This is a genomic window from Halorubellus amylolyticus, assembly GCF_034808145.1.
Lineage (GTDB): Archaea > Halobacteriota > Halobacteria > Halobacteriales > Natrialbaceae > Halorubellus.
This window is the reverse complement of sequence record NZ_JAXHGM010000001.1, coordinates 375879-394387: the sequence shown is the minus strand read 5'-3', so window position 1 is coordinate 394387 and position 18509 is coordinate 375879. Positions and strand designations below refer to the sequence as shown.

The window sequence follows — 18509 nt, the reverse complement described above, 5'->3', positions numbered from 1 at the left end:
AGCCATCGAAGACAGCGATACGACATGATAGAACTCACTGGGTCCCTTGCACTGGACGACGTCGTCGCGGTCGCTCGCGGCGACGAACGGGTCTCGCTCGCCGAGGCTGCTGCGGCGGAGATGCGCGAGACCCGCGACGTGGTAGAGTCCGTCGTCGAGACGAACGAACGGCAGGTCTACGGCCTGAACACGGGGTTCGGACGGCTCCAGGACGTCGACGTCTCCCGCGAGAACCTGGGCGCGCTCCAGGAGAACATCGTCCGGAGTCACGCGACTGCGGTCGGCGACCCTGCGCCGACGTCGGTCGTTCGGGCGGCGATGCTGAGTCGAGCGAACACGCTCGCGGCGGGCCGGTCGGGCGTCCGGCCAGCGCTCGTCGAACAGTTCGTCGACCTCCTGAACGCTCGCATCCATCCGGTCGTTCCGCTCGCGGGGAGCACCGACGGGCTCGGCGCGAACGCGCACTTCGCGCGAGCGCTCCTCGGCGAGGGCCGCGTCGAGTACGAGGGCGAGGAGGTCGACGCAGCGGAGGCACTCGCCGACGCCGGCATCGAGCCGCTGTCGCTCGCACCGAAGGAGGGCCTGTCGACGCTCAGCGGCACGCCTCTGATGACGGGGTTGCTCGCGATCGCTGTCGACGACGTCGAGACGCTGCTCTCGGCGGTCGACGCGGTCGCCGCGCTCACGTTCAGCCTCGTCGGGAACTGTCCGAGTACGTTCCAGGAGCGCGTCCTCGCGGACCGGCCGCAGGACGGCCACCGGGAGGCCGCACGGAACGTCCGTCGGCTCCTCTCGGACGACGTCGGCATCGACCGGATGGAGCAGGACCCGCTCTCGCTCCGACTGCTCCCGCAGCTCCACGGGACGACGCGGATGCAGGCCGAGCGCGCGCGGGAGGTCGTCGAGACGGAGCTCGACAGCGTGACGGACAACCCGTTGGTGTATCCGGACGGCAGCCTCGTCTCCTGCGGGAACTTCCACGGACAGCACCTCGCCGAGACCGCCGACCAGCTCGCGCGGAGCCTCACGAAGATCGCGGAGGCGAGCGAGAAGCGGACGCACAAGCTCCTGCACGCGGACGCCGTGCCGGCGCCGTTCCTCGCGGACGAACCGGGGCTCGAGTCGGGGCTGATGATCGGCCACTACTCGGCGACCGGCCTGGTCACGGAGTCCCGACTCGTCGACGGGGCGAGCGACCACTCGGTCGTCGTGTCCGGCGGTCAGGAGGACGTCCACAGCATGGGCGCGATCGCCGCACGGAACCTTCACGAGACGGTCGAGCGAACGACCCTCGGGTTCGCCATCGAACTGCTGACGGCCGTCCAGTTCGCGTCGCTCGCGGACGACCCGCCGCTCAGCGACCCGCTCGACGACCTCGTCGACGTCGTCACCGAAGCGGTCCCGCTCCCGCCGGGCGACGTGCACCTCCACGACAAGGTCGAAGCCATCGCCGGGCTGCTCGGCGACGGCATCGTCGACGACGTCGTTTTGGATCGATAACCGGACGAGTTATCCGAACACGCGCCGTTCGCGTTCGAGACCGGTCGTCCCGTGCGCCGTGCCGGGTCGTTCGACCGCGCTGGTTCTTCAGTCCGCGGCCTGTCCCTGCTGGGCGTTCTGGGCGGTGCGGAGGAGTTCGCGGTAGCGGTCGCGGATGGTGACCTCGCTGACGTCGGCGGCGTTGCCGACCTCGCGCTGGGTGAGGTCGGCGTCCTCCAGCAGGCCGGCGGCGTAGATGGCGGCGGCGGCGATACCGACGGGAGACTTCCCGGAGTGGACGGCTTCGCGCTTGGCGGTCTCGACGAGTTCGCGGGCGCGGCGTTCGACGGCGTCGGGTGCGTCGAGGTCGCTCGCGAACCGCGGCAGGTAGCTCGCGGGGTCCGCGGGCTGGACCTCGAGACTGAGTTCGCGGACGATGTAGCGGTACGTTCGCGTGAACTCCTGTTCGTCGACGCGCGAGACCCGGGTCATCTCGTCGACGGTCCGGGGCGAGCCGGCCTGGCGGGCGGCGGCGTGCAGGCTCGCGGTCGCGACGCCCTCGATGCTGCGGCCGGGGAGGAGGCCGTCCTCGAGCGCGCGCCGGTAGACGACGCTCGCGGTCTCACGGACGTTCTTGGGCAGCCCCAGGGCGGAGGCCATGCGGTCGATCTCGCCGAGGGCCTGCTTGAGGTTGCGTTCCTGGCTGTCGCGGGTGCGGAAGCGTTCGTCCCACGTGCGCAGGCGCTGCATCTGCTTTCGCTTCTGCGCGGAGAGACTGTTCCCGTAGGCGTCCTTGTTCTGCCAGCCGATGGTGGTCGACAGCCCGTCGTCGTGCATCATCTTCGTGGTGGGGGCGCCGACGCGGGACTTCTCATCCTTCTCGCTGGCGTCGAACGCGCGCCACTCGGGGCCGCGGTCGACCTCGTCCTCGCTGACGACGAGCCCGCAGTCCTCGCAGACGGTCTCGCCGCGCTCCTCGTCGACCGCGAGGTGCCCGCTGCACTCCGGGCACGTCGTCACGCTCTCGTCGTGCTCGTGCTCGCGTTCGTCGGCCTCGTCGGTCCGGGCGCGTGTGCCGGGTCGCGTCCGCGACGGGCTCTCGTCCGCTCGCGAGCGTCGAGTGTCGAAGCGTTGGGTCGTCATACCCATTCATTTCTCGGACAGCCCCGAATAGATTCGTTTGGCGTGTGCCAAGCGACCTCGGCGGACGGCGGGGCTCTACCCCACCCACGTCCAGCGATTCCTATCACTTATATAACTACCGGCGAAACAGTTAGGTTGGCATATGCCGAACGCTTCGGTGTGAGAGAGTACGTCTTCACGCTCGAATACGACCGCGGCGTCGACCCGATCGCGGACGTCTTCATCGACCACCCCGAAGCCATCGCGCGCTCGGTCGCCTGCAACGTCGTCGGCGAGGACATGTGGCGCATCGACCGCTTCACCGGCCCCGAGCACGCGATCGACGCGCTCGAAGAGCTCGTCCTCGACGCGAACCGCTGCAACGAGTGCCCCGAGGGCGCGTGCGACTCCTACCGCGAACACGAACTCCTCGAGACCGGGCCCACGACCGCCACGGTCTACACGTACCGCCAGGGAATCGACGCCTGCCCCGCCCTCCCCTATCCCGCGAGCGAACACCTCGGCCCCGGCCTCGTCTTCGAGACGCGTCGACGCGGGAACGAGTACGTCTGGCGGGTCCTCACGCGCGACGGCACCGGCGCCGGCGAGCTCTTCGATCAGGTCCGCGAGTCGTTCCCCGACACCATCGGCATCTCCCTCAGTCAGACCGGCGACCCCACGCACTGGGGCGACGGCGACGACGACCGCGACGAGCTCCCCTACGAGCAGCGCGCCGCGCTCGAAGCCGCCGTCGACGCCGGCTACTACCAGACCCCGCGCGAGAGCACGCTCGCCGAGGTCGCCGAGGACGCCGGCATCCCGCGGTCGACGCTCCAGTACCGCCTCCAGAAGGCCGAGACGTGGCTCGCCACCGAGTTCACCGAAGGCTGCCTCGGCGTCGACGAAGCCGTCCCGGAACGCGCGCCGTGACCGCTCGGGTGGAGAGCGCGCTCCTTAACACGACGCCGCTCCAAGCACGGCCACGAATGGACGGCGAAGTCGCCCCCGAGGACGTCGAAGCGCTCCGCGGCGCAGACGACGTCGACGTCTGCATCGTCGACATCCGGAACCCATCCAGTTACGCTCGCGGCCACATCCCGGGCTCGCGGAACGTCCCGCTCCCCGAACTCGCGAACGCCGTCGAATCGCTCCCCGACGCCGACCGCGTCGTCACCGTCTGCCCGCACGGCAAATCGAGCGTGCAGGCCGCACGCCTCATCGCGTCCTACGAGGGCGTGGACGCGCCCGTCGAGAGCATGGCCGGCGGCCTCACCGCGTACGACGGCGAGGTAACCACCGGCACGGACGACGCCGACGCCGGGTCGACCGACGGTCCGACCGCTCCCTTCTGACCGCGACCCGCGAGAACGACGGCCCGTCAAGTCGCGGCCGACAACGCGCGTTCAGAGCGACGGCGCTGGCGCTCGCGAGCGGTGAACGAACCGAGGAGAGGGAGGTCAGGCGACGTTGAACCCGCGGTCGCGGAGGAAGTCCTCGATGCGGCCCGAGTGGTTCCCCTGGAGTTCGATGTGGCCGTCCTCGACGGTCCCGCCACAGGCGAACTTGGACTTCAGGTCCGACGAGAGGGAGTCGATGTCGACGTCCTTCGATTCGAACCCTTCGATGACCGTTACCTCTTTCCCGTATCTGCGCTCGTCAATGCGGATGGTTATCTCCGTATCTCCCTTGGCCACGTCCTCGCAGACGCAGAGTTCCTCGGGGAGCCCGCACGTCGAGCAGACTTCCGACATTACGATTCGAGGTTACGGCGTCGCCATATTAAACACTATCGGGACCACGGGACCCGAATAAAACTCGAACCCCGTCGCTTCGGCGCGTTTCCCGGGTGGATACCGTGATAAGTCGCCGCGTCCGCGTCAACCGACCTCGCGCGACGTGAGCGAGCGCCGAGGCGGTCAGAGTCGCCGCAGGAGCGGGGTGTGCGCTCGCACGGTGTCGTCGACGAGCGCGACGACCTCGTCCGCCTCCGCCTCGTTGACGCCGTCGCCGTACACCGCGTGCTCGTAGAGCTCGCCGACGCGAGTCACGTCGTCGTCGAGGCCGGCGCGCCTCAACGACTCGATGTACGCCGGCGGCGACTCGTCGACGTGCCGCGGCCGATAGTGCCGTTCCAGCAGGAGTTCCAGTCGTTCGACCGCGCGCCTGACGTCGGTCTCCGGGTCGACGCGACCGCCCTGCCAGTGGATCTTCGCCGTCCGGAGCGCACGGTCGGTCGCGCCCGAGCGATGCGCGCCCGCCGCGAATCCGACGAGCGCGACGAGCGCGACGAACAGCGTCTCCGGCGGGATCGGCCCGCCACCGCTGCCCTCGTCGCCGCCGTCGCTCCCGTTCGTCGTCTCCCCGCCGGTCTCGAGCGTGAAGTTCGCAGCACCCGCGGCCGTCGTCCCGACGAGGTCGGGGTCCCGGAACGTCCGCTCGGAGCGGTTGACGTCCGTCGCGTTCGGGAGCGGCGTCGTCGGCGTGGTCGTCGTCGTCAACGGCGCCTGGTCGCTGTCGTCGACGTCGACGTTCTCCTGGCCGTCCTCGCGAGCGTTCTCGATGCTATCGACCTCCGCGGACTGTCGGGGCCCCGACGGCGTCGGGTCGAACTTCACCCAGCCGACGTCCTCGAAGTACACCTCGACCCACGCGTGCGAGTCCGACCCGCGGACGACCCACTCGTTGTCCTCGACCTGCTGGCCGGGCGTGTACCCGACCGCGAACCGCGCCGGGATGCCCTGACTCCGGAGCATCATCACCATCGTCGTCGCGTAGTACGTACAGTACCCCTGCTCCATCTCCAGGAGGAACTTCTCCGCGATGTTCCCGCTCGGCCGCTCGGTGTCGAGCGAGTACCCGCGGTTCCCCTCCAGCCAGTCCTCGATCGCGACCGCGGTCTCGTAGGGGTTCCCCGCGTCCGCGTTCGACACGATGCGCTCGGTCTTCTCCGTGAACGTCGACGAGAGCCCTTGCGCTTCCGTGTAGCGCTCCTCGACGCGAGAGGGATACTCGGTGCCGGTCGCCCGGAGCGTCTCCTCGTCCGCGGTCGGCACGGCACTCACGACGCTGTACCGGTCGCCTTCGCGGAACCGCACGTCCGCCTGGATACCGCCGTTCAACGTGACCTTCGTGAAGTCGCGGACGTCGCCGCGGACCTCGACCGGCTGGTTCGCCGCCGGCATCACCTTCGCCGGCGCGAGCACCTCGAACGTCTGACTCACGCGCGTCGTCTCCCCCGGTGGTTCGTCCAGCAGCCTCGACGCGTAGTCCTGCGCTTCACCGCTCCGCAACCACGTCTGTCCGGTGAAGCGGTCGTACGTCGCCACCCGCCAGTAGTGCCCCTGGTCCGCCTCGACCTTGAACCGGACCTCCGGAGACAGCTGGATGGACCCGACGATGGGTGCACGACCCGTCTCGGCGGTGAGACTCCCTTCGACGGTCGCCGCCCCCTCACCGCCCGCTTGCGGTAACAACAGCGGACTGCCGGGGAGGACGGGGACCGACGAGACGACGAGCATCGCCGCGAACAGGAGGACGAGGACGTCGACCTGCTTGAGCGTCCCGCCGCGCTTCTCGAGTTCACCGAACCCGACCGCCGCGATGCCCGCGACCGCGCCGAACAGCAGCGGGACGCGACCGAGCAGGACCGGTGCGTCGCCCGTCATGATGAGGACGGCGAGCGCGAGGCCGGCGACGCCGACCGCGGCGACGTACCGGCGGCGGAGCGCGAGGTACGTCGTGATGAACACCGGCGCGGGCGCGAACCCGAGGATCCACACGGTCGGTTCGACGAGCTTCAGGACGCGCCAGCCGGTCAGGAGCGCGAACGCGTCCGTCACGATCTGGCCGCCGCGCGTCGTCAGCGACACCACGCCGAGCGGCGTCGCGAGCAGGTACGCGACCGCGCCCGCGAACACCAGGCCGACCGTGAGGAGCGCTGCGACGCGCTCGCCGACGGTCCGCGAGAGCGCGTACCCGCCGGCGACCGACCCGACGACGACCGCCGCCAGTTCGGGCGTCCCGCCGACCGACGGCACCGCCGTCAGCTCGAAGAGGACCGCGAGGTACGTCGCGGTGATACCGGCGACGCCGGCGAGCGCGAGCGCTCGGAAGCGGTTCGACTCGGATTCGCCGTCGGACGCGAACCGCGTCCCGAGACGGTCGACGGTACTCATACCGACACCTCCACGCGACGGGAGCAGTCGGTGGTACTCATGCGCGCACCTCCTCGCGAGTGGGTTCGTCGCGGACGAACGACGAGAACGGGACCTCGCGGTCGGCCATCTCGACGCGAACGCCAGTCGACTCGCTCCCCGTGACGACGACGTTCGCGCGCTCGCGGTGCTCGTCGGGGACCTTCCCCGGGCCGACGGTCGCGAGCAGCGCGAGCAACGCCTCGCGCTGGTCCGCGCCCGCGTCGGCCTCCAGTTCGCCGTTCGGCGCGGAGAGCCCGACGCGGATCCCGGAGTCGAGCAGGTACAGCGCGATGCTCGCGGTCGCCTCCGCGACGTGGTCGTCCCAGCCGTCCGCGCTCTCGCACGCGATGTGGACGTCGCCGACGTCCTCCTCGCTCACGAACTGCTTCACGACGAGGTCGTCCGCCGCGCGCTTCGCGCTCGACTTCCAGTGCACGTCACGGAGCGAATCCCCGCGGTCGTACTCGCGGAGGTTCTCGAACTCCTCGCGGTTGTGCTCGAACCCGCCCTCCGGAAGGAGGTTGAGGTCGTGCCGCGTCGACCCCGTCAGCGCGTACACCCGCGGGTACACGAGCACGCTGTCGCGATGCCCGTACCGGTGTTCCGCCTCCGCGAGCCCGAGCACGTCCACGATGCGGACCGAGAGCGGCCCGAAGTCGTGCTCGCCGCGGTCGCAGTACGTCGCGTCGTACGCGAGGTCGCGCGTGCCGAGCGTCGCCTCGAAGTACGCGCCGTCGAGCTCGAGGCCGGCGTCCGCGTGGTCCTCGACGGTCGCCGCGACCGGCGACCCGACGTCGAACGACAACGTCACCCGCTTCGTCTCGTCGATGAACCCCGGGTCGGGGACGCGCCGCGTCACGTCCGGGCGGCCCGCGCGCCGCACCTGGACGGCCGCGCCGACGACCGCCACCAGCACCGGGATGACGATGACGCCCAGCGCTTGCGCGCCGAACACGCGCGCCATCACCACGCCGAGCACGACCACCACGAGGCCAGCCTTCCCGCGTCGCGTCAACCGCATCTTACTCCACGGGGACCGTCTCGATGGCGTCCGCCACCACCTGCTCGCCCTGGTCCTGCGGCCCGCTCGCGGAGAGACGGATGCGGTGACTGAGCACGCGCGGCGCCTCCGTCTGCACGTCCTCCGGCGTCACGTACCCGCGACCGCGGACGACCGCTCGCGCCTGCGCCGCCCGCAGCAGCGCGATGGTCCCGCGCGGCGACACCCCGAGTTTCGCGTTGTCGCGCGTGTACGCCGCAATCCGGGTGCCGTACTCGCGGACCGCGTCCTTCACGGTGACGTTCGCGACCGTCTCCCGCGCACGCCGGATGGTCGCGGTGTCCGTCACCGACGTCAGCGACTCGATGGGGTGATGGCCGACCGCGCGCGCGACGACCTCCGACTCCTCGGCCTGGTCCGGATACCCGAGGTGGAGTTTCTTCATGAAGCGGTCGACCTCGGCGAGCGGCAGCTCGTAGGTCCGGTTCGGTTCGACGGAGTTCTGCGTCGCGATGACCGTGAACGGCTGCGGGAGCATGCGCGTCGTCCCGTCGACCGTCACCTGCTGTTCCTCCATCGCCTCCAGGAGCGCGCTCTGGGTCTTCGGCGGCGCGCGGTTGATCTCGTCCCCGAGGACGACGTTCGCGAACACCGGTCCCTTCTGGAACTCGAACTCCCGGGTCTTCTGGTTGAAGACGTTCACGCCCGTGATGTCGGAGGGCAGGAGGTCGGGCGTGAACTGGACGCGTTTGAACGAGCACTCGATGGACGCCGCGAGCGCTCGTGCGAGCATCGTCTTCCCGACGCCGGGGACGTCCTCGAGGAGGACGTGCCCGCGGCCGAGCATCGCCGTGACGACGTGCTCGATCTCGTCGTGGTGGCCGACGATGACGTCCTCGACGTTCGAGATGACGTTCCGGCTGACCTGCGCTGCTTCCTCGACGGGGAGCGATTCGGGTTCTGTTTCTGGGCGACTCGACTGCGGCGTCGCGTCTGGAGTGTTAGCGTCCGTCATGTATTGTCGTCTGAAAGCGCCGGTATGGCCGCCAGTGACCAACCTGAAGGGCGGTCGTTCCCTTCGCAGTGCGTCCTACTCCCGCGACGGCCGGACGGGCTCGACGCTACCGATGGCCGGACCCGCGCGCCCCGTGACCGAGCGTGACACACCACGTACTGCCAGTGTGTAGCGGTCGCTCGCATGTAACGTTGCCGGGGACACAAAATTTCGTTTGTCCGAAGCTGTCCTGCGATTAGAGGCGCGTGAGGTTCTCGGCGCGCGGGCCCTTGTCGGCCTGCACGATGTCGAACTCTACCTCCTGTCCCTCTTCGAGGTCGGGGCCGCCGATGTCCTCCATGTGGAAGAAGACGTCCTCGTCCGCGTCCTCGGTGTCGATGAAGCCGTAACCGCCCGTGTCGTTGAAGAAGTCGACCGTGCCTGTTGCCATACGCTTGCATGATGGGCGTTGGCAAGCATAAAGGTTGCCACGGGAACGATTCCGCACGTTCCGGCCTCGAAGCGCCCGGACTACCAGGGTTTGCACGCCGCGCAGACGTCGTCGTCGTCGGCGACCCACAGGCGCTCGACGACCGACCCGCATGCGGTACACGCCCCACCGGTCGGCTCGTACCGCGACGTCGACGCCGCCGAGTCGTCCGGTTCGAGCCCGTCACCCGCCTGATTATCGACGCCGTCCACGACCTCGTCCGTCGCGTCGTTCTCGGTCGCGTCATTCCCGGTCGCGTCGCTCTCGGTTCCGTCGTTCTCGGTCGTTCCCTCGCGCTCCCGCCGGGTGAAGTCGTCGATGGAGGCGTCCTCGGTCATGTCACGGTCGAGGAGCGGCCGGGCCTTGAGCGCAACGGACAAGTACCAGCGCTCGAAGGTTCGACCATGAGCAACGGAACGTTCTGGCTCGTGTCCGAACTGCAGACCGCCGCGGAGTCGTTCGGGACCGCCGCCGGCGTCGACCCGATCTCGGCCGTCCTCGTCCTACTCGGCGGCCTCATCACCGCGGGAGCCTCGATCGCCTTCGGCGCGTTCGCCGTCGGTGGCATCCTCGACGGACTCAGCGACAGCTTCTCGCAGTCTCCGCCCCCGGGCACGAACTGACTCGCGTCGACGGCCGAAGCGCGAACGACCGACGACCGACGGCCGACGACCACACCGCCCCAGAACTCACTCCTCTGGACATCCTACGGCAGGTACTCCTCCATGCATCGCACAGCGCCGCCACCGGCGGTGAGACCACCGAGTCCGTCGTCCGTCGGTGACGGTCAGCGGACGCGGTCGAGCGCCTCCGCGGTCAGCTCGACCGCCGCGTCGACGTCCGGGCCGAGTGGCGCCGCGGCGACGATACCGTCCGCGTGGTCGAGGATGGCGTCGAACCGCTCCGAGACGTCCGCCGGCGTTCCCGCGATACAGAACGCGTCCAGCATCGCGTCCGTCACGGCCGCGCCCGCGTCACGGAACTCGCCCGCGGAGACCGCGTCACCGACCGACGCGGCCCGCTCCCCGTCGATACCGTGCCGGTCGAGCACCGGCGGCGGCGCACCGCCGACGATGAACGCGACCGGAATCCGGGCCGCATCCCGTGCCGCCGTCTCGTCCTCGGCGATGCTCACGCTCGCGTACGCCAGGAACGACACGTCCCCGTACTCGTCGGGTCGGTCCTCGCGACCCTCCGCGACGCGCTCGGCCGCCCACGCGACGTCCCGCGGATGCGAGCCGTTGTAGAGCACGCCGTCCGCGTGCTTCGCCGCCATCCGCGTCATGTGCGGGCCCTGCGCGCCGACGAACACCGGCACCTCGCCCGGCGGCTCGTAGTTCAGCTTCGCGCCCGACGCGACGAACGTCCCGTCGTGGTCGACGCGCTCGCCGTCGAACAGGTCCTGTGCGACCTTGAACGACTCCAGGACGCGCCGGAGCGGCCGGTCCTGGTCGACGCCGAGGTTCGCGAGCGTCGACCCGTCGCCGGCTCCCAGACCGTACAGCGCCCGCCCGTCGCTCGCCTCCGCGAGCGTCGCCACGCGCGACGCCTGCGTCACCGGATGCGTCTCGTAGGGATTCACGACGCCCGGCCCGAGACGAACGCGCTCGGTCGCCCCAGCCATCCGCGACAGCGCGACGAACGGGTCGCGGTTGTTGTAGTGACTCGACGCGAACACCGCATCGAACCCCACTTCTTCCGCCGTCTGCGCGAACCCGACGAGGTCCTCGACCGGATGCTCGGGCGTCACCTCAACCCCGAACCGGACGTCCCCGGACGCCACCGCGTCGCGGTCACTCGTCATACTCCCACCCCCGCAAGGCCTGCCGGACGAAGTCCCCGTCGACCGACCGATAGAGGTTCTCGCTCCCGTCCAGCGCACCGAACTCCCAGTCTCGCGCGACCGTCACCGGCGTCCCCGCATCCGCTTCCCCGGAGACGAGGTTCGCCGCCGCCGCGAGCTCGTCGACGACGCACTGCACCGTCACCGCGAGCTCGTGCCCGTCCCGGTCGAGTTCCCCGCGGTAGTCGCGACTCGCCGGCATCCCCGCGTACCCGATGGCGACCCCGGTCTGTCCGTGCCTGAACGGCCGTCCACTCGTGTCAGTCACCACCACGGGATTCCCGTGTTCGAGCCCCTCGTGGATGCGCGCGGCACTCTCGTCCGGCCGTTTCGGGAGCAAGAGCACGTCGCCGGACGGCACGTTCGACCGGTCGATGCCCGCGTTCACGCCGACGTGCCCGAACCGCGTCTCCGTGAGGAGAAAGGGCGCCTCCATCAGGAGTTCCGTGGACTCCTCGAGGACAGCCTGCGCGAACCGCGGGTCCTTCTCGTCGCCCGTCACGTCCTCGAGCCGCGTAGCGATCTCGCGAGCACGCGGCCCGGCGGGGAAGTCCGCGAGGTCCGCGACGCGGCCCTCGGCCTTCGAGACGACCGTCGACGCCACCACGACCACGTCATCCGGCGCGAGGTCGAACCGGGCCTCGACGAGCGCCGCGAGGTCGTCGCCCTCGCGGACCTCCGGCACGTCCGGGACCGACAGCAGTTCCATGCACGAGCGTCCGGGAGCCGCCCTCAAAGACCAACCGGTACCGGACGCGCTGGCCGCCCGCGACGACGCCGGCCGGAGTCGACGCTCACGCCTCCCGGAGCGTCGCGTCCACCGTCCCGTCCACGACGTCGAGCTCGTAGCACGTCGTCCGCGTCGCCGGCGCCGCTCCGGTCGCACTCCCCGGGTTGAGGAGTCGGATACCGTCGACGGTCTCGTCGAGGACCTCGTGCGTGTGCCCCGAGAGGACGACGTCCGCGTCGTGCTCCCGGCCGACGTCGCGAACGCGCTCGCGGTAGGACTCGACCGGGCCGGTCCCGTGCGTGACAACGAACCGGACGTCCGCGAGTTCGAACGTCTCGACGTCCGGGAGGTCCAACCCCGCGGGGTCCATGTTCCCCGCGACCACGGTCGCGTCGGGCGCGAGCTCGCGGACGGCACGATACGACGACTCCGCGTCGAAATCGCCCGTGTGGACGACGTGGTCGGCGTCGCGAACGAGGTCCGTGACCCACTCCGGGATGCTGCTCGCGCGAGACGGCACGTGCGTATCGCCGAAGACGACGAGTCGCATACCCGGACCTACGGCGAGTCGGAACTAAGTTCCCCCGGGCGGTCGAACGGGCGCGTATGACCGACGAGGAGACCCACGTCGTCACCGCGTTCGTCCGGCACGACGGGTACGTCCTGTTGTGTCGACGGAGCGAACACGTCGGGACGTACACGGGCCGCTGGGGCGCCGTCTCGGGGTACGCCGAGGGCGACCCGGACGCGCAGGTGCTCGTCGAACTCGAGGAGGAAGCCGGGTTCGAGACCGACGCGGTCGACCTGGTGCGCGCCGGGTCGACCGTGGACGTTCACGACGACGACCTCGGCACGCACTGGGTCGTGCACCCGTACCTGTTCGACGTCGACGACCGCGACGTCACCGTGAGCGAGGAGCACGACGCCTGCGAGTGGGTGCACGCGACCGAGATGCTGCGCCGCGAGTGCGTTCCCAAGTTGTGGTCGGCGTACGACCGCGTCGCGCCGTCGGTACGGTCGGTCACGGCCGACGACGAGCACGGCGCGGCGACGCTGTCGGTTCGCGCACTGGAAGTGCTACGCGACCGAGCGGGCGTCCTGCGTGCCGAGGATGCGTCGCCGGACGCGGCCGTGGACGAGGTCGGCGACCTGGCGCGGCGGTTGCAGCGAGCGCGTCCGAGCATGGCGGTCGTCGAGAACCGCGTGAACCGCGCGATGGCGACCGCGGACGCGGATGCGGCGAGCCTGGAGACGGCGGCGATGGACGGCATCAACCGCGCGGTCCGCGTCGACGTCGACGCCGCCGGACGGGCCGCTTCGCTCGTCGGCGACCGGTCGGTCCTGACGCTCTCGCGCTCCGGAACCGTCCTTCGCGCGCTCCAGGACGCGAACCCGACCGAGGTGTTCGTCGCGGAGTCCCGCCCGGGCAACGAGGGCGTCGACGTCGTGGAGCGACTGCTGGCTGACGCCCCGACGACGCTGCACACGGACGCGGCGATCGGGCACGTGCTCGCGACCGAGGACGTGGACTGCGTGCTCGTCGGCGCGGACGCGGTGCTCGCGGACGGGCGCGTCGTGAACAAGACCGGGACGCGGCTGGCGGCGGTCGCGGCGGCGCACGAGGAGGTCCCGTTCTTCGTGGCGTGCGCGACGGACAAGGTACGGGCGGACGATACCGTGAACCTCGAAACCGGGCGGCGGTCCGCGGTCTACGACGGTGACGCACCGGTCGACGTGACGAACCCGACGTTCGACGTGACGCCCGCGCATCTCGTGGACGCGGTCGTCACCGAACGCGGCGAGTTGGACCCGAGCGACGTGCGCGAGATCGCGGACGAGTTCGCGACGCTCGCGGCGTGGCGCGAAGACGTCGACGGTGAGCTCGACGGCGGAACCGGAGCTAGCGGCAGGGCCGACAGCGACGACGGAACCGGAGCTAGCGGCAGGGCCGACAGCGACGACGGAACCGGAGCTAGCGGCAGGGCCGACAGCGACGGCGGAACCGGAGCTGGCGGGAGGGCTGACAACGACGACGCGTCGGGAGCGAGCCGACGGTAGCGGTCGGTTCGCGGGCGGTCGCGCGACGGGACGTCGTCGGGTTTCGCGAGGCCGTCGCGCGGCGAGCGTCAGCGCACGTCGTTCGTCGCCGCGGTATCCGACTTGAATCCGCGGTGCCGGGCGCTCGGTGGACGCGGGTGTGAGTCGAAACGGGGAAGACGCGGCCGGGTGAACGTGTCGATGGCGGCAGTGACGAAGCGTTACCCCCACCGAGCCCCGTCTGACGAGGGATTTTCATCCGAGCCGCCATTCCAATCGACCGCGAGCGACGGCGCTCTCGTCGTGTGGTTTCGAACGGTGTGACAGGTGTGACAGTCGCGACCTGTAGGACCGCCGCTGGTTCTTGTACGGGTGTCGTTCGTGTGGGTATGTACGTACGACGCATGACGGACCTGGACCGTGGCGCGGTCGCGAACCTGCATCGGCGGTCGGCGCGCGAACTCGGCGCCGAGGCGTACGACGAAGCGACGGCGAAGGCGTGGGCGGGCGACCGCTGTCGCTGCGACTACGACCTCGCGGACGCGGACGCCGCGTTCGTCGTCGCGGTGACGGACCCGGACGTGACACGCGCGCCGCGCGTCGAGCGCTCGCCTGGCGGTGGCGAGGGCGACGTCGCCGGATTCGGGCACGTCGACGTCGCCACGGGCGAGGTCGAAGCGGTCTACGTCAGTCCGACGTACGCCGGCGAGGGCGTCGGGTCCGCGCTCCTCTCGCACCTCGAATCGCGTGCCAGCGACGAGGGCGTCGACGCCCTCACGGTCGCGTCCTCGCTGAACGCGGTCGGGTTCTACGAGCACCACGACTACGCGGTCACGGACTCCGCGTCGTTCGAGACGACGGGGAACGGCGTCACCGCGACGCTCGACGCACGCGTGCTGGAGAAGTCACTCCTTCCGGGCGACGACACCGACGAACAGACCGGTTCGAGTATGACTCAAGCAAGCCACTCGTGACCGCCACGTCGTCTCGTTTTCGTCGCAGCCGTCACGGCGAGGCTCTCGCGGGTCGACGCCGTGAACGGATCGGCGGTCCGCGACCCCGTCCGCTTCCGGTTCTCAGAAGAACTTGAAGAGGTCGTCGCGCTTCGCCTCGTGGAGGTGCGTGCGGACGGCGTCGTTCAACGACTGGATCTGTCCGCGTTTGGCGGTGATGGGCGCGACCGTGTCCTGCCACTGCTGCCACGGCGGGAACAGCCCGAGGCGGTCGCAGAGGTCGTTCAGGCGTTCCTCCTCGTCGTCGACCTTGTCCATCTTGTTCACGGCGACGACCGTCGGCACGCCGAGGTCCTCGAGCACGTAGAACATCTCGACGACGTAGGGGATCTCGTCCTCGCCGCTGTGGCGGTCGATGATGTCGACGACGCTCTTTCCGTCGACGACGATGACCGCGACGAGGAAGTTGTCGGCGTACGCTTCGAGGTAGTGCACGATGTCGTCCTTGATCTGCTCGCGGTGGTCCTCGTGGACGCCGGACATGAACCCGAACCCGGGGAGGTCGGTGAGGACGAAGTCGTCGCCCGCCCAATCGTAGTGATTCGGCTCCCGGGTCACCCCCGGCTTCTGGCCGGTATCGAACGTGTGCCCCGTTATCTCCCGCATCAGCGTTGACTTCCCGACGTTCGACCGGCCGACGAGGACGACCTCGTCCGAACGGTCGGGACGCGTCTCGAACATACCACTCGTACCCGACCGACGGGGAAAAGCATGTCTCGTTCCGTCCGACCGGAAGCCGGGGGCGGCGGACGAGGGTTCAAGCGAGAGGCCGCGGCCACCATCGGGGCGTGCCGTGAGTCGACCCCGGTCGCCCGAGGCGGGAGCGTGGCACAGCACCGGGGCGCGGACCGTGCCACCTGCTCGCCACGACGCCCAGCCGTCGGCGTGACCCAGCCCCAGCGCGAGGTCAGCCGTGAGACGGCACTCGTCGAACGACGAGGGACGGAACCGACGGCGGTGACCGACTCCGTCGAGTATCCCCGACATATTTCTCCGCGGGTCGCGTCGCGTGACTCGTGCGACTCGTGCAAGTGATGGTGCCGGCCGGGAAACGCGAGACGGTCCTCGGCGTGCTGGACGACGAGGGCATCGATTACGCCGTCACCGACGAGACCAGCGGGCGCGAGTACACCGCGGTCGTGTCGTTCCCGCTCCCGACGTCCGCCGTCGAACCCGTCCTCGACTCGCTCCGCGACGCCGGCCTGGAGCGCGAATCCTACACCGTCGTCGTCGACGCCAAGACGGTGCTGTCGAAGAAGTTCGAGGCACTCGAGGCGACGTACGAGGCCGACGAGGACACGACCGGAGACCGAATCGCGCGCGAGGAGCTCGCGACACAGGCCCAAGAGCTCGCGCCCCAGTTCTCGACGTACGTCCTGATGACGGTCGTGAGCGTCGTCATCGCGACCGCGGGCATCCTCTTGGACTCGCCGGCGGTCGTCGTCGGGTCGATGGTGATAGCGCCGCTCATCGGACCGGCGATGGCGACCGCGGTCGGGAGCGTCATCGACGACGACGCCTTGTTCGGTCGCGGACTGAAACTCCAGGTGCTCGGGTTCGCGACCGCGATCGCGGCCGCGGCGGCGTTCGCGTGGTTCGTGAAGACCGTGAACCTCGTTCCGCCCGGTCTCGACCCGACGACGATCGAGCAGGTCTCCTCGCGGCTGACCCCCGGGTTCCTGTCGCTCGCGGTCGCGCTCGGTGCGGGTATCGCGGGCGCGGTCTCACTGCGGTCGGGGGTGTCCGCGAGCCTCGTCGGCGTGATGATCGCCGTGGCGCTCGTCCCACCGACGGCCGTCATCGGCATCGGTATCGCGTGGGGGCTTCCCGTGGTCGTGCTCGGCTCGAGCGTCCTCGTCGGCGTGAACGTCCTCTCGATAAATCTCGCCGCGATGACGACGCTGTGGTACTCGGGGTACCGGCCGGACAACTGGCTGCGCCGCGATCAGGCGCGGTCGGCGACGCTGTCCCGCATCGGCGTGCTCGTCGGCGCAATCGTCGTCCTGTCGGTGTTCCTCGGCGGGACGACGTACGTCACGTACGCGACCGCGATCGCAGAGCAGGACGTCCGCGAGGACCTCGACAGCGTTCTCGACGGCGCCGCGTACGACGACGTCGCGCTCGTCGAGCTAGAGTCGGTGCACACCGATCGGCTCTGGGAGCGACCACTGGACCCGATGCCCGAACGCGTCGTGGTGACGGTGTCGGTCCCACCGGACACGGCTCATCCGGGGCTGGCCGCCGCCGTCCGCGAGGCGATCGCCGGGGACGAGAACGGCGTCGACGTCGAGGTTCGGTTCGTCGAGACCCAGCACGCGCCCAGCCTGAGTTCGACCCCGGCGACGTCACCGTCACCGTCGTCGACACCGACGAGTGACGAACGGTATCGACAGCGAGAACACGACCGCACGGGACAGTCCTCGACACGAGTCGGATTGGCTCGGTCGTCGCGTCAGTTCTCCTCGTAGGGGATGCCGGGCTCGTAGTCGATTACGTCCACCGCCATGTCCAGAACCGCGTCGACGTTCTCGTCCTCGGTGATGCTCATGTACGCGTCCGCGTCCACGTCCGTGGACCGGTCGCTCTTGTTGCAGATCGTGAGGACGGGGACGTCGTCGAAGCGCGACTCGACCTCGCGGAGCAGTTCGAGCTGTGAGTCGAGCGGGTACCCGCAGTCACCGCTCGCGTCGACGACGAACAGCACGCAGTCGGCGAGGTGCGTGAGTGCCGACACGGCCTGCGCTTCGATGTCGTTGCGTTCCTCCTCCGGGCGGTCGAGCAATCCGGGCGTGTCGACGATCTGGTAGCGGAGGTGACCGCGTTTGAAGTGCCCGACGCCGATGCCTTTCGTCGTGAACGGGTAGCTCGCGGTCTCGCCGCGGGCGGCCGTGACCTCGTTCACGAACGAGGACTTCCCGACGTTCGGGTAGCCGGCGACGACGATGGCGGGTTCGTCGGGGTCGATGTCCGGGAGCGTCTTCAGGTCGTCGCGTGCCTCGCCGACCCGCAGGAGGTCGTCCTCGATCTCCTCGACGACGTCCGCCATCCGCGCGAACGCTTGCTTCCGGTGTTTGCGCGCCGTATCGGTGTCGGTCTTCCGGAGTTTCGACTGGTACTCGTCGCGGATTTCCGCGGTCTTCCGGCTCGCCCACGTCACCTCGTTGAGGCTCTGGCGGACCGCGTCGACGTCCACGATGGCGTCGGCGAGCTCGTAGTAGAACGGGTCGATCGTGGAGAAGTCCGGCCACGCGGTGACGACGTTCTCGAGGTTGTCCGAGAGGATGTTCGACGCGGTCGTCAGCATCGACTGCTGGGCTTCCAGCCCGGACTTCGCGCGTCCGGAGCGCGCCGCCCGCGAGAACGCTTTGTCGATGAGTTCCTCCGACCGTGGCGTCGTGGGGAGGTTCTCGAAAATCATGTGCAATCGTACACGACTGCGACGTAAAAGCGCGTCTATCGGGGCGTGGGCGTGTCACGCCGAGGCGTGGTTGGTCTCGGTCACGTCACGCTGGTGCGTGATCGGTGTCGGTCGCGCGGAGGATGTCTCGTCGAGACCCGCGTATGTGATGTCCTCACGTACCAAGGTGTGGTTGGTGAGTCTTTTC

At 69.6% G+C, this 18509-nt stretch carries 19 protein-coding genes; 7 read left to right on the top strand and 12 right to left on the bottom strand.

Annotated features, from left to right (window positions below; translation table 11 throughout):
- The first annotated feature begins 24 nt into the window (after positions 1 to 24).
- The gene (locus tag SM754_RS01945) at positions 25 to 1500 is read left to right on the top strand and encodes an HAL/PAL/TAL family ammonia-lyase (RefSeq protein WP_323674531.1); all 1476 of its coding nucleotides are present in this window, start codon (positions 25 to 27) and stop codon (positions 1498 to 1500) included.
- 87 nt (positions 1501 to 1587) lie between these two features.
- On the opposite strand, the gene SM754_RS01940 is transcribed toward SM754_RS01945, so the two are convergent.
- Complete coding sequence (locus SM754_RS01940) at positions 1588 to 2622, bottom strand: transcription initiation factor IIB (RefSeq protein WP_323674530.1); 1035 nt, start codon at positions 2620 to 2622, stop codon at positions 1588 to 1590.
- Positions 2623 to 2781: 159 nt separating this feature from the next.
- On the opposite strand from SM754_RS01940, the gene SM754_RS01935 reads away from it, so the two are divergent.
- Together SM754_RS01935 and SM754_RS01930 are read left to right on the top strand one after the other, a co-directional pair.
- On the top strand, positions 2782 to 3531 hold the full coding sequence (locus SM754_RS01935; protein ID WP_323674529.1) for a helix-turn-helix domain-containing protein: 750 nt from the start codon (positions 2782 to 2784) through the stop codon (positions 3529 to 3531).
- Between the two features lie 56 nt (positions 3532 to 3587).
- A complete protein-coding gene (locus SM754_RS01930; RefSeq protein ID WP_323674528.1) occupies positions 3588 to 3953 on the top strand; it encodes a rhodanese-like domain-containing protein in 366 nt (121 codons plus the stop codon).
- Between the two features lie 105 nt (positions 3954 to 4058).
- Here SM754_RS01930 and yciH read toward each other — a convergent pair whose 3' ends face one another.
- The 6 genes from yciH to SM754_RS01900 form a co-directional block, all read right to left on the bottom strand.
- Entirely contained in the window at positions 4059 to 4352 is a 294-nt protein-coding gene (gene yciH / locus SM754_RS01925) for a stress response translation initiation inhibitor YciH (protein WP_166039521.1), read from the bottom strand.
- Between the two features lie 165 nt (positions 4353 to 4517).
- Positions 4518 to 6776: a transglutaminase TgpA family protein gene (locus tag SM754_RS01920; protein ID WP_323674527.1), complete on the bottom strand. Its 2259-nt coding sequence runs from the start codon at positions 6774 to 6776 to the stop codon at positions 4518 to 4520.
- Positions 6777 to 6813: 37 nt separating this feature from the next.
- Positions 6814 to 7818 (bottom strand): DUF58 domain-containing protein, encoded by a 1005-nt coding sequence (locus tag SM754_RS01915; RefSeq protein WP_323674526.1) that lies wholly within the window; start codon positions 7816 to 7818, stop codon positions 6814 to 6816.
- A 1-nt stretch (position 7819) separates the two neighbouring features.
- Complete coding sequence (locus SM754_RS01910; protein WP_323674525.1) at positions 7820 to 8812, bottom strand: AAA family ATPase; 993 nt, start codon at positions 8810 to 8812, stop codon at positions 7820 to 7822.
- A gap of 235 nt (positions 8813 to 9047) precedes the next feature.
- Entirely contained in the window at positions 9048 to 9242 is a 195-nt protein-coding gene (locus SM754_RS01905; RefSeq protein WP_015762509.1) for a cold-shock protein, read from the bottom strand.
- A gap of 80 nt (positions 9243 to 9322) precedes the next feature.
- Positions 9323 to 9619: a DUF7573 domain-containing protein gene (locus SM754_RS01900; protein ID WP_323674524.1), complete on the bottom strand. Its 297-nt coding sequence runs from the start codon at positions 9617 to 9619 to the stop codon at positions 9323 to 9325.
- 66 nt (positions 9620 to 9685) lie between these two features.
- On the opposite strand from SM754_RS01900, the gene SM754_RS01895 reads away from it, so the two are divergent.
- Entirely contained in the window at positions 9686 to 9904 is a 219-nt protein-coding gene (locus SM754_RS01895; protein WP_323674523.1) for a DUF8024 family protein, read from the top strand.
- Between the two features lie 164 nt (positions 9905 to 10068).
- Here SM754_RS01895 and SM754_RS01890 read toward each other — a convergent pair whose 3' ends face one another.
- The 3 genes from SM754_RS01890 to SM754_RS01880 form a co-directional block, all read right to left on the bottom strand.
- The gene (locus tag SM754_RS01890) at positions 10069 to 11085 is read right to left on the bottom strand and encodes a 5,10-methylenetetrahydromethanopterin reductase (protein ID WP_323674522.1); all 1017 of its coding nucleotides are present in this window, start codon (positions 11083 to 11085) and stop codon (positions 10069 to 10071) included.
- A complete protein-coding gene (locus SM754_RS01885) occupies positions 11075 to 11833 on the bottom strand; it encodes a coenzyme F420-0:L-glutamate ligase (RefSeq protein WP_323674521.1) in 759 nt (252 codons plus the stop codon). Before SM754_RS01885 ends, SM754_RS01890 begins: the two co-directional genes overlap by 11 nt.
- 85 nt (positions 11834 to 11918) lie before the next feature.
- A complete protein-coding gene (locus tag SM754_RS01880; RefSeq protein ID WP_323674520.1) occupies positions 11919 to 12404 on the bottom strand; it encodes a YfcE family phosphodiesterase in 486 nt (161 codons plus the stop codon).
- A gap of 56 nt (positions 12405 to 12460) precedes the next feature.
- On the opposite strand from SM754_RS01880, the gene SM754_RS01875 reads away from it, so the two are divergent.
- The gene (locus tag SM754_RS01875) at positions 12461 to 13912 is read left to right on the top strand and encodes an eIF2B alpha/beta/delta subunit family protein (RefSeq protein ID WP_323674519.1); all 1452 of its coding nucleotides are present in this window, start codon (positions 12461 to 12463) and stop codon (positions 13910 to 13912) included.
- Positions 13913 to 14280: 368 nt separating this feature from the next.
- Positions 14281 to 14865 (top strand): GNAT family N-acetyltransferase, encoded by a 585-nt coding sequence (locus SM754_RS01870; protein ID WP_323674518.1) that lies wholly within the window; start codon positions 14281 to 14283, stop codon positions 14863 to 14865.
- 102 nt (positions 14866 to 14967) lie between these two features.
- Here SM754_RS01870 and engB read toward each other — a convergent pair whose 3' ends face one another.
- Positions 14968 to 15585, bottom strand: a complete 618-nt coding sequence (gene engB, locus SM754_RS01865; RefSeq protein ID WP_323674517.1) for a GTP-binding protein EngB — start codon at positions 15583 to 15585, stop codon at positions 14968 to 14970.
- A 335-nt stretch (positions 15586 to 15920) separates the two neighbouring features.
- On the opposite strand from engB, the gene SM754_RS01860 reads away from it, so the two are divergent.
- Complete coding sequence (locus SM754_RS01860; protein ID WP_323674516.1) at positions 15921 to 17372, top strand: TIGR00341 family protein; 1452 nt, start codon at positions 15921 to 15923, stop codon at positions 17370 to 17372.
- Here the strand turns inward: SM754_RS01860 and SM754_RS01855 are convergent.
- On the bottom strand, positions 17357 to 18322 hold the full coding sequence (locus SM754_RS01855) for an NOG1 family protein (protein WP_323674515.1): 966 nt from the start codon (positions 18320 to 18322) through the stop codon (positions 17357 to 17359). The two genes, SM754_RS01860 and SM754_RS01855, sit on opposite strands and share 16 nt — an antisense overlap.
- Positions 18323 to 18509 lie beyond the last annotated feature (187 nt).

Excerpts from the sequence above, each read along its gene's own strand:
- SM754_RS01945 (WP_323674531.1), top strand. The coding sequence starts at position 25 with ATGATAGAACTCACTGGGTCCCTTGCACTGGACGACGTCGTCGCGGTC.
- SM754_RS01940 (WP_323674530.1), bottom strand. The coding sequence starts at position 2,622 with ATGACGACCCAACGCTTCGACACTCGACGCTCGCGAGCGGACGAGAGC.
- SM754_RS01930 (WP_323674528.1), top strand. The coding sequence starts at position 3,588 with ATGGACGGCGAAGTCGCCCCCGAGGACGTCGAAGCGCTCCGCGGCGCA.
- yciH (WP_166039521.1), bottom strand. The coding sequence starts at position 4,352 with ATGTCGGAAGTCTGCTCGACGTGCGGGCTCCCCGAGGAACTCTGCGTC.
- SM754_RS01920 (WP_323674527.1), bottom strand. The coding sequence starts at position 6,776 with ATGAGTACCGTCGACCGTCTCGGGACGCGGTTCGCGTCCGACGGCGAA.
- SM754_RS01915 (WP_323674526.1), bottom strand. The coding sequence starts at position 7,818 with ATGCGGTTGACGCGACGCGGGAAGGCTGGCCTCGTGGTGGTCGTGCTC.
- SM754_RS01910 (WP_323674525.1), bottom strand. The coding sequence starts at position 8,812 with ATGACGGACGCTAACACTCCAGACGCGACGCCGCAGTCGAGTCGCCCA.
- SM754_RS01905 (WP_015762509.1), bottom strand. The coding sequence starts at position 9,242 with ATGGCAACAGGCACGGTCGACTTCTTCAACGACACGGGCGGTTACGGC.
- SM754_RS01900 (WP_323674524.1), bottom strand. The coding sequence starts at position 9,619 with ATGACCGAGGACGCCTCCATCGACGACTTCACCCGGCGGGAGCGCGAG.
- SM754_RS01895 (WP_323674523.1), top strand. The coding sequence starts at position 9,686 with ATGAGCAACGGAACGTTCTGGCTCGTGTCCGAACTGCAGACCGCCGCG.
- SM754_RS01890 (WP_323674522.1), bottom strand. The coding sequence starts at position 11,085 with ATGACGAGTGACCGCGACGCGGTGGCGTCCGGGGACGTCCGGTTCGGG.
- SM754_RS01885 (WP_323674521.1), bottom strand. The coding sequence starts at position 11,833 with ATGGAACTGCTGTCGGTCCCGGACGTGCCGGAGGTCCGCGAGGGCGAC.
- SM754_RS01880 (WP_323674520.1), bottom strand. The coding sequence starts at position 12,404 with ATGCGACTCGTCGTCTTCGGCGATACGCACGTGCCGTCTCGCGCGAGC.
- SM754_RS01875 (WP_323674519.1), top strand. The coding sequence starts at position 12,461 with ATGACCGACGAGGAGACCCACGTCGTCACCGCGTTCGTCCGGCACGAC.
- SM754_RS01870 (WP_323674518.1), top strand. The coding sequence starts at position 14,281 with ATGTACGTACGACGCATGACGGACCTGGACCGTGGCGCGGTCGCGAAC.
- engB (WP_323674517.1), bottom strand. The coding sequence starts at position 15,585 with ATGTTCGAGACGCGTCCCGACCGTTCGGACGAGGTCGTCCTCGTCGGC.
- SM754_RS01855 (WP_323674515.1), bottom strand. The coding sequence starts at position 18,322 with ATGATTTTCGAGAACCTCCCCACGACGCCACGGTCGGAGGAACTCATC.